At 48.5% G+C, this 14,179-nt stretch carries 13 protein-coding genes and 1 pseudogene; 9 read left to right on the top strand and 5 right to left on the bottom strand.

Translation table 11 applies throughout. From position 1 onward, the window contains the following. The first annotated feature begins 158 nt into the window (after positions 1-158). The 4 genes from ACFORK_RS11475 (at position 159) to ACFORK_RS11490 (ending at position 4,633) form a co-directional block, all read left to right on the top strand. Positions 159-593, top strand: coding sequence for an Lrp/AsnC family transcriptional regulator (locus ACFORK_RS11475; RefSeq protein ID WP_379198843.1), 435 nt, complete (start codon positions 159-161; stop codon positions 591-593). Between the two features lie 61 nt (positions 594-654). Continuing rightward, complete coding sequence (locus tag ACFORK_RS11480; protein WP_379198845.1) at positions 655-2,475, top strand: sensor histidine kinase; 1,821 nt, start codon at positions 655-657, stop codon at positions 2,473-2,475. Next, positions 2,472-3,632, top strand: a complete 1,161-nt coding sequence (locus tag ACFORK_RS11485; RefSeq protein WP_379198847.1) for a response regulator — start codon at positions 2,472-2,474, stop codon at positions 3,630-3,632. Before ACFORK_RS11480 ends, ACFORK_RS11485 begins: the two co-directional genes overlap by 4 nt. A 32-nt stretch (positions 3,633-3,664) precedes the next feature. Continuing rightward, positions 3,665-4,633, top strand: coding sequence for a quinone oxidoreductase family protein (locus ACFORK_RS11490; protein WP_379198849.1), 969 nt, complete (start codon positions 3,665-3,667; stop codon positions 4,631-4,633). Positions 4,634-4,840: 207 nt separating this feature from the next. Here the strand turns inward: ACFORK_RS11490 and ACFORK_RS11495 are convergent. Beyond that, positions 4,841-5,754, bottom strand: a pseudogene (locus ACFORK_RS11495) (phosphatidate cytidylyltransferase). A 96-nt stretch (positions 5,755-5,850) separates the two neighbouring features. On the opposite strand from ACFORK_RS11495, the gene ACFORK_RS11500 reads away from it, so the two are divergent. Then, entirely contained in the window at positions 5,851-6,387 is a 537-nt protein-coding gene (locus tag ACFORK_RS11500; protein ID WP_379198852.1) for a hypothetical protein, read from the top strand. A gap of 24 nt (positions 6,388-6,411) precedes the next feature. On the opposite strand, the gene ACFORK_RS11505 is transcribed toward ACFORK_RS11500, so the two are convergent. The 4 genes from ACFORK_RS11505 to ACFORK_RS11520 all read right to left on the bottom strand — a co-directional run bounded on the left by ACFORK_RS11505 (position 6,412) and on the right by ACFORK_RS11520 (position 9,820). Further along, positions 6,412-7,185 carry an isocitrate lyase/PEP mutase family protein gene (locus tag ACFORK_RS11505; RefSeq protein ID WP_379198854.1) on the bottom strand — a complete coding sequence of 258 codons (774 nt, stop codon included), beginning with the start codon at positions 7,183-7,185 and terminating at the stop codon, positions 6,412-6,414. Between the two features lie 4 nt (positions 7,186-7,189). Beyond that, the gene (locus ACFORK_RS11510; protein WP_379199349.1) at positions 7,190-8,236 is read right to left on the bottom strand and encodes a bifunctional transcriptional activator/DNA repair enzyme AdaA; all 1,047 of its coding nucleotides are present in this window, start codon (positions 8,234-8,236) and stop codon (positions 7,190-7,192) included. A gap of 348 nt (positions 8,237-8,584) precedes the next feature. Further along, positions 8,585-8,809: a small acid-soluble spore protein Tlp gene (tlp, locus tag ACFORK_RS11515; protein ID WP_379198856.1), complete on the bottom strand. Its 225-nt coding sequence runs from the start codon at positions 8,807-8,809 to the stop codon at positions 8,585-8,587. Between the two features lie 147 nt (positions 8,810-8,956). Next, on the bottom strand, positions 8,957-9,820 hold the full coding sequence (locus ACFORK_RS11520; RefSeq protein WP_379198858.1) for an aldo/keto reductase: 864 nt from the start codon (positions 9,818-9,820) through the stop codon (positions 8,957-8,959). A 184-nt stretch (positions 9,821-10,004) separates the two neighbouring features. Between ACFORK_RS11520 and ACFORK_RS11525 the strand changes: the two genes are divergently transcribed. From ACFORK_RS11525 to ACFORK_RS11540, 4 genes are all read left to right on the top strand, one after another. Further along, positions 10,005-11,930, top strand: coding sequence for a winged helix-turn-helix domain-containing protein (locus tag ACFORK_RS11525; protein ID WP_379198860.1), 1,926 nt, complete (start codon positions 10,005-10,007; stop codon positions 11,928-11,930). Positions 11,931-12,258: 328 nt separating this feature from the next. Further along, positions 12,259-12,495 carry a ribbon-helix-helix domain-containing protein gene (locus ACFORK_RS11530; protein ID WP_379198862.1) on the top strand — a complete coding sequence of 79 codons (237 nt, stop codon included), beginning with the start codon at positions 12,259-12,261 and terminating at the stop codon, positions 12,493-12,495. 22 nt (positions 12,496-12,517) lie between these two features. Beyond that, positions 12,518-13,645 carry a DNA polymerase III subunit beta gene (gene dnaN, locus ACFORK_RS11535; RefSeq protein WP_379198864.1) on the top strand — a complete coding sequence of 376 codons (1,128 nt, stop codon included), beginning with the start codon at positions 12,518-12,520 and terminating at the stop codon, positions 13,643-13,645. Between the two features lie 89 nt (positions 13,646-13,734). Beyond that, positions 13,735-14,079: a zinc ribbon domain-containing protein YjdM gene (locus ACFORK_RS11540; RefSeq protein ID WP_379198866.1), complete on the top strand. Its 345-nt coding sequence runs from the start codon at positions 13,735-13,737 to the stop codon at positions 14,077-14,079. The last annotated feature ends 100 nt before the right edge of the window (positions 14,080-14,179 follow it).

Genomic DNA, 14,179 nt, shown 5'->3' on the forward strand with positions numbered 1-14,179 from the left:
TTCATCACTCCAATTCATAAGATGAGTTAGATTATAGTGAATTCAGGATGTAGAATACATATGGAAAATAAGCATTTTATCGTATAAAGATTACTGAATATAAGGTATTGTTGCTAAAAAGGTTTATTTTTAAAAACTGCGAGCTGGAGGTCTTCATCTTGGAACAAATCATTGACGAGGTTGATAAAAAAATCATGCAGCTGCTGCAGCACAATGCGAGAATGCCTATTTCTCAAATCAGCAAAGAGGTATCCATGTCTCAACCGTCTGTGAAGGAAAGAATTGTGAAGCTGGAAGAGAGAAACATTATCTCCGGGTATACGGCTTCCTTTGAGCTGCGGGAACTTAACCGGGGCACTACTACATTTATTCTATTGAAGACAGAGCATTGTCAGGAACTTGTGGATTTTTGCACGGGCTCCAGGGAAGTGACCGATCTGTTCCGCATCAGCGGCGAATATAACTATTTATTGAAGGTTCAGACCGCATCGGTGGAAGAACTGGCTGAGTTTCAAGATTCATTGATCAAGCTTGGACCCTCGAAGTCGCATATCAGTCTGAAAAATATTTTGGAGAATCGGATATTGCTATAAGTCAGCATCTGATATTATGAAGCTAAGGCACTAGGACATTTCGTACAGGAGTTACACAACGATGAAATTCAATCTCTATCTATCTGAAATCTTAATGGTTGCAACCATAAGTTCATTGATTCTGGTTTATCTTTCCTGGAGAAGAAGACAGCTTCCGATAGCAAAAAGTTATGGACTTGGTGTGTTAGCGGGTGCCTTTTATACCCTTGGGTATGCTTTCGAACTTATCAGTGACGACCTGAAGGATATTCTGTTCTGGCTCAAATTCGAGTATATCGGGATTCCCTTTGCTCCGACATTGTGGATGATTATGGTGCTGCAGTATACGGGGCGGCAAGCGTACATACGTAAATGGACAATTGCTATACTTATGATTGTTCCTGTCAGCACTCTCGCAGCTGTCCACACGAACGATTGGCACCATTTATTTTATAGGAGTGTGTCGATAGGTTCTTCTGAAGGAGTACCCCTAGTCGTTCTAAATCACGGACCCCTGTTCTATCTCCATGTTGTGTATTCCTTCTTTTTTTTCTTCCTAGGTATGGGTTTACTAATTCATATGTACTTCACAGCTCCGTCCCGAATGAAGAAACAAATTATTTTCATGATGATTGGATCCTGCGGGCCCTTTGGGTCCTCACTGATGTATGTTACCGGGGTTCTAAAAACCCCCATAGATGTATCCCCATTCGGCTTCGTGATCTCTGGAGTATTCTATTTACTCGGTATTTATCAATTCGATATGCTCAAACTCTCGCCCCTTGCACAGCAGAAGGTATTTGACTCTATACAGGATGCGGTTATCGTCTTTGATCTGGATGATAACATCTCTGAATACAACCGTTCAGCGAGTCGAATGATCAAGGGCCTTTACAACAGAAATGGTATTGGCCAGCCTGCAGCGATGCTATTCTCTTCCTATCCGACGCTTCTTCACACGATCTTGCAAGAGCCTCTCTCGGAGAACAGGATATTGTTCGGTGATGAAGACAATGATCGGATCTATCAGGCGCAAATGCTATATATCTACGACAATCGCTCGAGGCCATCGGGTAAGATGCTTCTTCTGCGCGATACGACTGATGCGGTACGTTCCGAGGAGAGACTGATCAACAACGCCACGCAATTGCAGGAGCTCAACACGTTCAAGGACGAACTCTTCAGTGTGGTGGCCCATGATATTCGTGATCCGCTGGCGATCCTTCTGAATTTAATGGAGATCTTGGAAGAGGAACTGCCTGCCGGTGATGCGGACCACGAGGAGATTGTTCATGAAATGGGTCAGCAATTACGTAAAACACTCACCTTGGCAGAGAATCTGTTGGGCTGGTTCCGGAAACATCAAGGTGGCATGATCCTCAGCCCTGACACCTATGATTTATTCGATGCCGTACAGATGAGTCTGCATCTTCTACGAATTCGAAGTGAAGGCAAAGGGATTGTTATGGTGTCTGAGGTTCCCCCCAATACGTGGGTCTACGCGGATAAGGAAATGTTGAATTTAATCGTTCGCAATTTGCTCTCGAACGCTGTGAAATTCACGGATACCGGAGGTAGCATTACGGTACGAGCTGAGCGATCGGACGGGAAGATGATTGTTGCAATAAGCGATACGGGTGTTGGAGTACGGGAGGATTTGGCCCAAACCTTGCTACAGTCAGAACATTCAGCCTCTACGGCAGGTACAGCTGGAGAGCAAGGTATCGGGTTAGGACTTGCGATTTGCAGAGAATTTGTTCGATTAAACGGAGGGGAGATCTGGTTCGACAGTAATCCTGCTCAAGGAAGCACATTCTATTTCACTGTTCCGCTTCCTTCAGAAGTCCCTAATATCAATTCAAATATAGCTGTTGCCTCGTATGGAAGGAGGGCTGCTGAATGAAGATCGTGCTTATTGATGATGAAAAAGCGATGCACTTGATTATGAAGCGGATGTTGAAAAAAATCGGTGATGTGGAAGTCGTAGGAACTTTCCTGAATACAGCTGCAGCCGAAGATTATTTGAACGATCATGACGCAGACATCGTCTTTATGGATATCCATATGCCACAAGAGAGTGGTCTTATGTTCGCTCAGCGGTTAAGGGACAAGGGTAGCAAAGTCAAACTGGTGTTTGTGACTTCGCATACTGAATATGCCTTGTCCGCTTTTGATGTCTATGCCTATGATTATATCGTGAAGCCTGTTGTGCTGGAGCGGCTACAGCGAACGGTTCAAAGAGCCATGGCGGAGGCTGAACGGGAGCGTGATTTCTCAGAATCCCCGGCAGATTCTCCGGTTCATGTGCAGATCAATTTCCTGGGCAGAATGGAGATGAAGAGTGCGCAGAACCAAATGCTTAAGTGGAAAACCAGTAAAAGCGCAGAATTGTGCGGATACTTATTATTGCATCATGGCAAATTGGTATCTCGCTCCAAACTGATCGAGGATATATTCAGGGATATGCCGCTCAAGAACGCAGAGACTTATTTGAATACCACCGCTTATCAACTACGCAAGCTGCTTGGAGAGAATGGTCTAAGAGACAGTCTATATTCAGATGGCAATCATTATGCTTTGAATCTCCCCTCGGCTGACGTCGATCTGTTTCGTTTTGAAGAAGGGTGTAAGGGTATGACGGTTATAGACGAGTCGAACCTCGAGCAAGCGATTGAATTGGAACGGCTCTATCTTGGTGATTTGTTCGGAAGTAATGACTACCCTTGGGCCATAAGTGAGATCGAGCACTTGTCGCTGCTGTATGTTCAGTTTACGCAACGCTTATGCAGAGCATTGTTGTCTCAGGGAGATTTCCTGACGGCTATTCCTATTCTCAATAGGCTAGCTACCTATAATGAATTGGATGAAGAGACGGTTAAACTTCAAATGCGGGCTTTGGCTTTGCAAAAAAATAAAGAGGCTTTGACTCGCCGTTTCACTCATTTCACGAGTCTGCTGAGACAGGAAGTAGGGGGAGGCCCTTCGCCAGACATGGTGCTGCTGTATGAACAGTTGCTGTCGGAATTGGAATCATTATATTCGTTCTATAGTGAAATATAGGCTTAAGCGATTATAGAACTGGAGGGTTATCTATGAAAGCATTGATTTTTGAACGTTTTGGCGGACCGGAGGTCCTGCGTTATGCAGATCTTCCAGATCCGGAGCTGGAGCCAGGGACGGTATGGGTTAGAACGCAGGCGATTGGATTAAACTTCGCCGACATTTATCGTAGACGAGGTGATTATCATTTAGCAGGGCAGGCACCTTACATTTTAGGGTACGAGGGTGCAGGAGTTGTGGAACGGGTTGCGGAGGATGTGAAGACGGTGAACGTGGGAGACCGGGTCGCATTTGCTGATGTTCCGCATGCGAATGCCGAATTGGTAAAGGCGGGAATCGATCATATCATTCCACTACCGGACGACATCACCTTCGAACAATCAGCCGCATTGCTGCTTCAAGGTCTGACGGCGCATTATTTGGTGAACGATAGCTATTCAGTTCAGCCAGGCGATGAGATTGTGGTTCATGCAGCAGCAGGCGGAGTAGGGCAGCTTCTGACGCAACTGGCTAAGGCCAAGGGGGCTAGAGTTCTCGGTTTGACTTCTTCTTCAGCGAAGCGTGAAGTTGCGCTCTCTGCAGGAGCGGACGAAGTGCTGCTCTACGATAGTGATTGGGTGGAAGGCGCGATTCGTTGGTCCAATAACGGCCAAGGAGTGAACGCAGTCTATGATTCAGTGGGTTCCACCCTCATGGACAGCTTCAAGGCGACGAAGATCAAAGGTTCAGTCGTATTCTATGGGATGGCCGGCGGCAATCCGCCTCACATTGATCCTCGCATGCTTATGGACACCTCGAAAACTTTGACCGGAGGCGACCTGTGGAACCATATCGTTACACGCAGTGACCGGATCGAGCGTTCAGAGGTGCTTTTTGAAGCGATAAGACAAGGGCAATTAAAGATGGAGGAACCGAAGTCGTTCCCGCTCCGCGATGGCGCCGAGGCACATCGGCTGTTAGAGAGCAGAAGCAGTACGGGTAAGATTCTATTGATTCCTTAAAAAATATTACTGCGAGCCTGAACAATACAACAATCGGACTAGCCGCAGGCGGCTTTTATCCGATTGTTTTTTTTATATTTATTAAATTCATTCTTCTACTGGGCGTTTGCTCTCGCACCCGAGTCTAGAATTGGGTCTTATTAGATTATCAATAGTTTCTACTCGTAGCGGCTGTTTTTCGCAGGACAATTCTGGGGCAGTGCTCTCCTACATAAAGTCAAAAAAGTAACGAATCACATGAAACAGCACCGGCGAGGTGTAGGTCAAGCTGTCGACCCGGCTTAGATAGCTTTTTTTCAGAGCCTCGAATTTGTCATCATCGCCGATCAGCAGATCGCGCTTCAGCACAGATACGGTCAAGCTGCCGAAGAAACCGCTGAGGCTAATCAGCATCCCGGAGAAAATCCCGAAAATCGGGGTGAGCGGTGTCAGATAAGGATAGATCAGATACGATACTGTCGTGGTAACCACGAACGCACAGGCGAAGCCTTCCCAGGTCAGATAGGGATTCGCTGTAGGAACCACTTTTCTTTTGCCAAAATAGATCGATGCCAGGTGATGCACCACATCATTAAGCTGTGTCAGCACAACCAGGAACAATACGAGCCCCGCCCCATACTCGGGGGTAGCGAACTGAAAATACGCCAGATGGCTAAGCCCGAACACCATCAGCATCAGACCCCACTGGGTCGAGCTGACACTGCGCAGAAATCCGACCGTCCCTTTGTTAATGATCCGGGGCAGCGGCAGCAGCAAGAACACATAAACAGGGATAAAGACAATGAACATCCCGTACCATTCGATATAGATCCAGTAGAATTGCAGTGGAATCGACAAGTATGCCCATAGAAACAGCCTGCGGTCCGCTTTTCTCGACTTGATCATGGAGAAGTATTCCTTCAGCGCGAAGAAAGTCAGCACCATCAGGGAGATCAGGGAGACCACAGAATTGAACAAGGTAGCGAGGCAGAAGATGAATACCATGCCCCACCAGCTTTTGATGCGTTTCCGATGGGGGCGTAATCCTTGTTCGGCTGTACTTTGCTTATCACATAATAGATGAGTTGAATGGCGCATAGGGCTGCCAAAATAAGGACCAACGTTAACATGTTTCTATCCAGAGCAATCACCAACTTGTCGAGAGGTAGGATTTCATGAGAGGGATCCTATGTTATTATGAAGGAATAGTCCAATCTTGATAAGGGGAAATTTCGTAAATGGTTGCAGATCAGTCGGTTTTTATCTTGCTTACGAATACCGGAACGCTTTTTACGAAAATGATTCAGACCTACACAAAAGCGCCGTATAACCACGCTTCGATTTCATTTGACCGCGAGCTTTCGGAGATGTACAGCTTCGGGCGAAAGAATCCGAACAATCCGCTAAATGGGGGATTCGTGAGGGAGGATATCCAGACAGGCACGTACAGCAAATATCCTAATACGACGTGTGTAATCTATGAATTGCAGGTAACCGAGCGGGAAGTGGAGAAAATGAAGCGGGTTCTGCATATCTTTATCCGCAGCCGCCAAAAGTACCTTTATAATATTTTGGGCGTCATCGGCATCGCCCTTAAAGAGCCTGTTGAGTTCAGTAACTCCTATTTCTGCTCACAATTTGTTGCGGAAATTCTGGAGCGTTCCGGCATCAAGCTGTGGAACAAGCTGCCTGCACTCGTGACACCGGATGATTTCCGGCAGAGTGACAGGCTGCAGTTGATTTATGAGGGAAGGTTAAGCGAGTATGTGGAGTAATTCGTATTCTATTCGGGATGCAGCTTAATTCTTCAGAGATAATGCAGCACGACCTATTTCTTTTAAAGCGTTCATCGCTTCCAGATAAGGTAAGGAACCGTAGCTGATACGCGCTACGCCCAGTTCGGCAAGCAGACCGAGGGACGGGGTGTGTGCGGTCACCATAACGTTCACCGGAAGCGGCGATTGTCTACATAGGGCTTCGATCAGACTGGCGTCGCTTAACCCCGGCACAAAAATACCGCCCGCCCCGGCTTCTGCATAAGCGTGCGCACGGCTGAGGGTCTGCTCAATACAGGCTGCGTGCTGCTCGGCTGGCGTTTGAAAGAAGATATCCGTTCTGGCGTTAATAAAAAGTGGTAGGCCGGTCTGTTCGCCTGCTGCTTGGGCAGCGGCAATACGCAGACATTGATCTGAGGTCGTGTAGAGACCTTCACCGCCAATCCGCTGATCCTCCAGGTTAATCCCCACAGCTCCATTTTCAATAACCAGCCCTACATTTCCCCTAACTTCGTCCGGATTTAGTCCATACCCACCTTCAATATCAATGGTGACAGGCACATCCACCTTGTCCTTGATTCGTTTCAAGTTCTCCAGGACCAGTGGAAAAGGAAGACTCTCGCCGTCTTCATATCCATGCGCCGCAGCTACAGACCAGCTGCCGGTCGCAATAGCCTTGGCTCCGATGGCTTGAACTGCCTGCGCGCTCCCCGCGTCCCAGATATTGATCAGCACCAGCGGGTCCCCTTTAGTATGCAATTGATGAAACTGAAGCGCTTGTTCATGTTGGGTATTCATATCATTATTCTCCTCCCTGCTCATGATGGAGCAGCCAATTTTTACGTGTCAGACCACCGCCATATCCACCCAGCTCGCCGTTTGCATTAATGACACGATGACAGGGAATCACAATGGCTAGCTGATTGGCCCCGTTGGCTTGGGCCACTGCACGGAAGGCCGTCGGTTTGCCGAGGGCTACGGATATGTCCAGATAGGAACGCGTTTCCCCTGGCGGGATCTTCATTAATTCTCCCCATACGCTTTGTTGAAAAGGGGAGCCAAGCAGAGCAAGCGGCGTGTCGAAGGTCGTCCGTTCTCCGTCAAAATATTCCCCCAGCTCCCGCTCAATCCAGAGAATAGGCGCGGTAACGCCCGGAATAATCGCCGATTTCGTTCGTTTCCGGAGTCGTTCCACCTCGCGTTCCAGGCCTCGTCTATCGATGAATTCCAACAGATACAAGGCCTCATCATCCCCAATGGCCATCATGGGTCCAAGCCGGGTGTCAATCCAGGCGGCTTTCAGAACCTTACCGTCCTCTAGCAAAGTGGGCGCTGCCCCCATGATCCGGGAAAAGGCGTCCCTGAAGCCGCTGCTAGATTCGTAGCCGGTGGACAGCTGGCTATCGATGACAGTCTTGCCCGACCTGATATTCTTCAGGGCAAGTCCCATACGGCGGGCGCGGGCATATTCCACAAAGGTCATGCCAAACCGTTTTTTGAATTGACGCCGCGCCGTGGACTCATCGACCGAGAGGTTCTTGAAATCCTGTGTTGTCCAGCGTTTCTCTGGATTGCTCTCCACGGCTTCAACGAGTACACGGACAATCTCCGGGACATGATTGGGATGGGAGAGCGGACGACAGCGCTGGCAGGGGCGATAAGAGGCCAGAAGTGCCTGTTGGGGATTTGCAAAGAACTCACAATTCTCCAACTTGGGCTTTCGGGCAGGGCATGTCGGACGGCAAAATACACCTGTGGTTTTGACGCCAACGTAGAACAATCCCTCGTATTCCGTATTTTTCTCCAGCAGCGCCTTGTAATACTCTTCATTTCGCTCAGCAGGTAACAATAGCAGCACGTCCTAACCTTTCAATGTTGTTCTCATTATAATCTCTTCCCGTGGAGGGCATCGCCGAAATTCAGGCATCGATTTTGGGATGTTAGTTAGAATTAGTGGTTGACGCTGCATTTGGCCGCTAGGGGTTCGGAGGGTTCTTACGATCGCTGTTAAAGCCCGATTCCTGGATTGTAAAGGGAGCTAAAGGTTGTAATCGGTCTTTAAAGGCGAACACTATCGTTTCTTCAGAATCCCTCCGACCCTCCGCTTTTTTGCTGCGTTTATATCAACCTCTAATTTTAAAATAAATCCCTATATTTTATTTTTATAAAAAAAGACGCCCTCAGGGGGCGTCCTTCACTATTTCTCGGAATGAGCGGCTTCGTCTTTGATTTCTTCTTTGAAGCCACGAATACTCTGCTTGCGGCGTGCATTTTTTTCCTCAATTTGATTACGTTCCTTGCTGTCCAGCTCTGAAGAGAATTCGTTCAGGTAGCCTTCGGCTTCCTTCAGGTTCTCCTGCGTATTCTGGATACTTTTCTGCAAATGATCTACATTATCTGCCCGATTATCTGGCTTTGCCATTGCTTAGATCGCCTCCTCATCATTAAAAGCGCCCAACTTGGGAGCTAACAGGTAGGTTGATCGTTGCTGGCTCATTTTATGCACTGAATCTACACAGACGCTGGTTGAGATAAAAAACCTCCCGCCTTAAGGGCGGAAGTAGAGTTTTTACACAGCATGAGTTAGCGTGTCAAAGTCCTCATCGCTTAGTTTAATGCCCGCTGCTGCAATATTTTGCTCCAGATGCTCTACGGATGAAGTTCCAGGAATCGGGAGAATGTTGGCGGCACGCTTCAGCAGCCAAGACAGGGCCAACTGGGCAGGCTGTGCGCCAAGGCGCTGTGCCAAGTCATCGAGCGGCCCACCAGCTTTAGCCAATTCACCTGTCGCAAGCGGGAACCAAGGAATGAAGGCGATCTGATTCGTGGTCGTATAATCAAGCACGGCTTCTGCATCGCGGTTCGCCAGGTTATAGAGGTTCTGGACGGATACGATGCTCGCGGTTTTACGGGCTTCCTCTAGTTGGGCTACGCTCACTTCGCTTAGTCCGATGTGCCGGATTTTACCCTCTTCTTGAAGACGGACCAGTTCTCCCAGTTGCTCGGACAGCGGAACTTGGGGATCAATCCGGTGGAGCTGCAAGAGATCAATCCGCTCCAGGCCCAGATGGCGCAGATTCAGTTCAACCTGCTGACGAAGATACTCCGGCCGGCCTACTGGCACCCAGTCTTGGGGAGTTGGCCGGGCAACCCCTACTTTGGCAGCGATGATAAGGTCATCCGCATAAGGGTGCAAGGCTTCCTTGATTAGTACATCCGTAACCAGGGGGCCGTAAGCGTCCGCAGTATCAATAAAGTTCACGCCAAGCTCCACGGCGCGCCGAAGGACGCGTACAGCTTCTTGAGGGTCAGCCGGATGACCCCAGGCGCCTGGACCACTTAGTTGCAAGGTACCGAATCCCAGACGGTTAATCTGTAAATCTCCAAGGGTATAGGTGCCGGATGCCTCTGCGGTAACTTGATTTGTGCTCATATTGTTCCTCCCTGTTTAATGTGAATTTGGCGATTGCTTATCCATGCTCTAACATGATTAAATTGTATCAGCAGTTATTATATTGCAGAATGCACATGCGTTCGTCCGGCCTGTTCATGTTGGTTCGTGTCCGGTACGGATGTTATTCTTGTTCGTTGAATCCACTTAGGGAGGTGCATTGCCTATGTCGCACGATACCCACGATCTGATGCAGCCGGAAGAGCTTATGAAGATGCTCAGAAACAGACCTTCTACGTCCCGGAAGAAGAGACTACGCCAGAGTGATCTGGCTTCGCGGGTTGGCGTGGATACAAGGGCCATTCAACAGTGGGAAGGCGGAGATAGACTGCCCAGCGCATATAACTTGCAAAGACTGGTGCAGGTATATGTGGAGGAAGCGGTATTTCTGCCCGGGACTGAACGGCAGGAAGCGTGGATGCTATGGCAATCCGTTAAGCTGGTATATGATAGCAGACCCGGTACGTATCGTTATTACCCTGAATTCGATGAGAACTGGTTTGTACAGGTTCTGGCTGACAGAGAGGCTGGATCTAACCATTCTATTATTCTGCAAAAGGGAGTAAGCACACAGCGCCCTGATAAACAGGTGGAACCGGCAGTGGGGGCTAATGAACGCTCTGATCTCAAAAAGCGCCCCGCAGGAAATCTGCCGATCCAGCTATCCAGCTTTGTTGGACGCGGAGCGCAGCTTGCTGAGATCCATGATCTGCTGCGCCAATCCTCTTTGGTCACCTTAACGGGTCCGGGTGGCAGCGGGAAGACTTCGCTTGCCCTTCAGCTTGCCTCGTCCTTGGCGGATAGCTATCCGGATGGCATTTGGCTGTTCGAATTTGCAGCGGTGTCTGATCCGCAACTGGTCGTCGCGTACATGATGTCTACCCTTGGGCTGGAGGATCGGCAGGGTCGTACTCCAATGGAGTCTGTTCTCGATGTTATACAAGATAGAAGCATGCTTTTCATCTTCGATAATTGTGAGCACCTGATTGATGCCTGCGCGGTGGTTACAGAGTCCTTGCTAGCACGTTCGCCTGCGCTTGTTGTTCTGGCGACAAGTCAGGAACCGCTGAACTTGCCGGGGGAGAACCGTTACCTTGTCCAAGCATTAAATACACCGCCCGAAAAGGACTTGTCCTACAGTCAATTGATGGAGTATGAATCGGTCCAGCTATTCGTTGAGCGGGCGACCCTGCTTCTACCCCATTTCAAGGTCCAAGAGCCACAGGCAGTGCATATTGCAGACATCTGCCGAAAGTTAGAGGGCAATCCACTGGCTTTGGAACTGGCCGCCGCCCGAATGAACGTGCTTTCCCCAGAGCAGATCAATGAACGGCTCACGGATTTACTGGGTTTTCTCACCGCAGGCAAAAGAACAGCCACCCCGCGCCAACAGACCCTTAAAGCGGCCATGGACTGGAGTTATTCCTTGTTGTCCGAGAAGGAACAGCTGCTATTCCGGCTATTAAGTGTTTTCATGGGTGAATTCACACTAGAGACCGTGGAAGAGGTCTGTGTGTATCGTCCAAAACATCAGGAGCCTTGCTCGCTGACGAAGGAAGAAATTCTGAATCTTTTCGCCAATCTGGTCAATAAATCTTTAGTTTCCATGCATAGTTCCACGTCCGCGGATCGGGTAACTTATGCCCTGTTGGCCCCGGTGAAGCAATATGCCCAGGAACAACTGGAATCCTGCCAACTGGAATGCCACAGAGTGCACGGTGCGGACAAAGAACATATTTACCGGCTTCATGCGCAGTATTTTGCCCGATACATGGAAGAGATGGAACAGGAAGTCCAAAGTGGCAATACCACGATTGCTCTAGGAAAGATCAGGACGGAGTACGATAATCTACGGGCCGCTCTACAATGGGCGTATTCGCAAAATGATCCGGAAGGAACGGGACTGCGGATTGCAGGCTCACTATGCGAGTTCTGGTCTCTGGAAGGCAACTGGAGCGAGGGACTGCTGTGGCTGTCCAGGCTTCTGCCGGCTGCTAATAATTATGAGGACCTGAAGGCGCTGAACAAAGCTTTTAAAGGTAGAGAATTGCTGTTGTCGGCCCAAGGCAGTGGGGATGTTTATACGGCTTAGCCTCTTCTTATAGGATTTCATTTATTAGATAGCATTGTGCAAGCAAGTTCAGTAGGTAATTTTTTTGCAGCCAAAATGATAATATAACTGACCGGGTGCGAGTTTTGGCTTGCCTGGTCAGTTTTTTTGTTTCTTTTGTTAAGGGGTAACAGTGACCGGGAGTCCGAACCTTCCACCGCAATGACAACCGGGTCTTTTGTTTGGATCCTTAGCTTGCCTTATATAGTTCAGTTCAAAATGTTGTAAGAAGGCATCTCCACATGGTAGAATTAGTTAACGGATTATTGATACAGGTAACCTAATTCAAAAAAAGTGAAATGGTGATCATATGGACAACAAGAAGATTAAGGTGGATGTCGCCAATAAGGAGGGGCAGCTTGGTTTTGTATTCACCCGAGGGGGACTTCGTGAAGGAGCGGGTAGAAAGGGAATCGGGGTGACCAAGAAGGTCTCCCTAACCTTAACGGAGGAACTGTGGGGCAAGCTTGAGCAGCAATGTGCTGATGATGAAGTGTCCCGATCGGAGCTCATCCGCAAGATGATTGAAGCATATTATTCCAATTAGCGTATCGGGAGGAAGGTCATCTATGCGGGTCAGTGTAACCAAAGAGTCTCTTCTGCATGCACTCCAGCATGTGTTAAAGGCCGTTTCGGCGAATCATCTCATCCCTATCCTGTCAGGGGTCAGCATTCGGAAGGATCAGGATGTCCTGATCTTTACCACAAGTAATACGAACATGACCATAGAATACAGAATTTATCTGACCAATAGCTCCACGTTGGAACAAGAGGACGGTGCTATTGTGGTGCCAGCGCGTTATTTATATGAGATCGTTCGTAAGCTCGAACCAGGATCTATCAGGCTGGAGACTACAGAGCAGATGCTCTTGCTCCTCTCTTCCGGGGAGACACAAATCCGGCTGTGTGGAATGGACCCTGTAGCATTCCCTATGATTCAACAGACAGAGCGCCACACGATATCCAGATTTAGCATCAATAACGCCATGCTGAAATCTGCTGTTAGACAGGCTGCTTCTGCGGTCTCTACTTCAGAGACTAGGCCGATCCTGACGGGAGTGTTTTTCGAGTGTAAGAATGAAGATCTGGTGCTATCGGCCACCGATGGTGTGCGTCTCGCTTCCCGTACCCTAACGGTAGAACAATCTGAGGCCGTTCATGTCCAAGGTGTTATCCCGGGAGTTAATCTCTACGAAGTATCCAAGATGCTGAAGGACGAGCAGGGGACGACCGTTATTGAAGTGGGGCCTAGCCAGATCCAATTTACGTCAAAAGAACTGCAGGTTCAGTCCGCTCTCCTTGAGGGAGTCTATCCTTCTGTAGAGAAGCTGATTCCACAGTCTTTTTTATCCGAATTGACGGTAAAGACGGTACCTCTATTGCAGGCAGTGGAGCGTGTGTCTGTCCTAGCTTCGGGGAGTATTATCAGATTGATTGTTTCTGCGAATAGTCTGGAGCTATTGTCGCAAACTGCGGAGATAGGGGATGTTCTGGATCATGTTGCTTTAGCGGAAAAGAACGGCGAGGATTTCAAGATCTCCTTGAATGCCACATACCTCCTCGATATTCTGCGTTGTATAGATTGCGAGTATGTCAGATTCAGGTTTACGGGAATTATGAGGCCGCTTGTTATTTTGCCAAAAGACCCTTCTGAATTTACGCTGTTTCTGATTACGCCAGTAAGGACTGCCAACTGATATAGACAGTATGTGCTGGAACCCTCCCATAACTTCCCCTATACTTGAAGAGAACAACTATTAATTTATCGAATGGAGTCTATGAATTCATGTCTACTTTACCAAACTGCCCGGAATGTAACTCGGAATACGCTTATGAGGATCGCGGAATGCTGGTCTGTCCAGAATGCGGCCATGAGTGGTCTCCGGGAGCAGAAGCCGAGCATGACAGCGAAGAAGTGAAGGTCATCAAGGATGCCAATGGAAATGTGCTCAGCGATGGCGATACCGTAACCGTAATTAAGGACCTTAAGGTGAAAGGAAGCTCCCTCGTTGTCAAAATAGGCACAAGAGTCAAGAACATTCGCCTGGTTGAAGGCGATCATGATATTGATTGCAAAATCGACGGCTTTGGTGCGATGAAGCTGAAATCGGAATTTGTGAAAAAAGTATAGCTTACGCTTGGCGGCAAGCATTCTGTTCATCGAGAACAGGGTGCTTTTTTCGAATAATCATCATAAAACCAGCAACCTTTCCAGGCAGTCCAGCCTGTCT

Origin of the sequence: Paenibacillus sp. GCM10012306, assembly GCF_042649265.1 — a bacterium.
Lineage (GTDB): Bacteria > Bacillota > Bacilli > Paenibacillales > Paenibacillaceae > Paenibacillus_AQ.

Excerpts from the sequence above, each read along its gene's own strand:
- ACFORK_RS11505 (WP_379198854.1), bottom strand. The coding sequence starts at position 7,185 with ATGAATACCCAACATGAACAAGCGCTTCAGTTTCATCAATTGCATACT.
- ACFORK_RS11485 (WP_379198847.1), top strand. The coding sequence starts at position 2,472 with ATGAAGATCGTGCTTATTGATGATGAAAAAGCGATGCACTTGATTATG.
- ACFORK_RS11480 (WP_379198845.1), top strand. The coding sequence starts at position 655 with ATGAAATTCAATCTCTATCTATCTGAAATCTTAATGGTTGCAACCATA.
- tlp (WP_379198856.1), bottom strand. The coding sequence starts at position 8,809 with ATGGCAAAGCCAGATAATCGGGCAGATAATGTAGATCATTTGCAGAAA.
- ACFORK_RS11540 (WP_379198866.1), top strand. The coding sequence starts at position 13,735 with ATGTCTACTTTACCAAACTGCCCGGAATGTAACTCGGAATACGCTTAT.
- ACFORK_RS11530 (WP_379198862.1), top strand. The coding sequence starts at position 12,259 with ATGGACAACAAGAAGATTAAGGTGGATGTCGCCAATAAGGAGGGGCAG.
- ACFORK_RS11490 (WP_379198849.1), top strand. The coding sequence starts at position 3,665 with ATGAAAGCATTGATTTTTGAACGTTTTGGCGGACCGGAGGTCCTGCGT.
- dnaN (WP_379198864.1), top strand. The coding sequence starts at position 12,518 with ATGCGGGTCAGTGTAACCAAAGAGTCTCTTCTGCATGCACTCCAGCAT.
- ACFORK_RS11520 (WP_379198858.1), bottom strand. The coding sequence starts at position 9,820 with ATGAGCACAAATCAAGTTACCGCAGAGGCATCCGGCACCTATACCCTT.
- ACFORK_RS11500 (WP_379198852.1), top strand. The coding sequence starts at position 5,851 with ATGGTTGCAGATCAGTCGGTTTTTATCTTGCTTACGAATACCGGAACG.
- ACFORK_RS11525 (WP_379198860.1), top strand. The coding sequence starts at position 10,005 with ATGTCGCACGATACCCACGATCTGATGCAGCCGGAAGAGCTTATGAAG.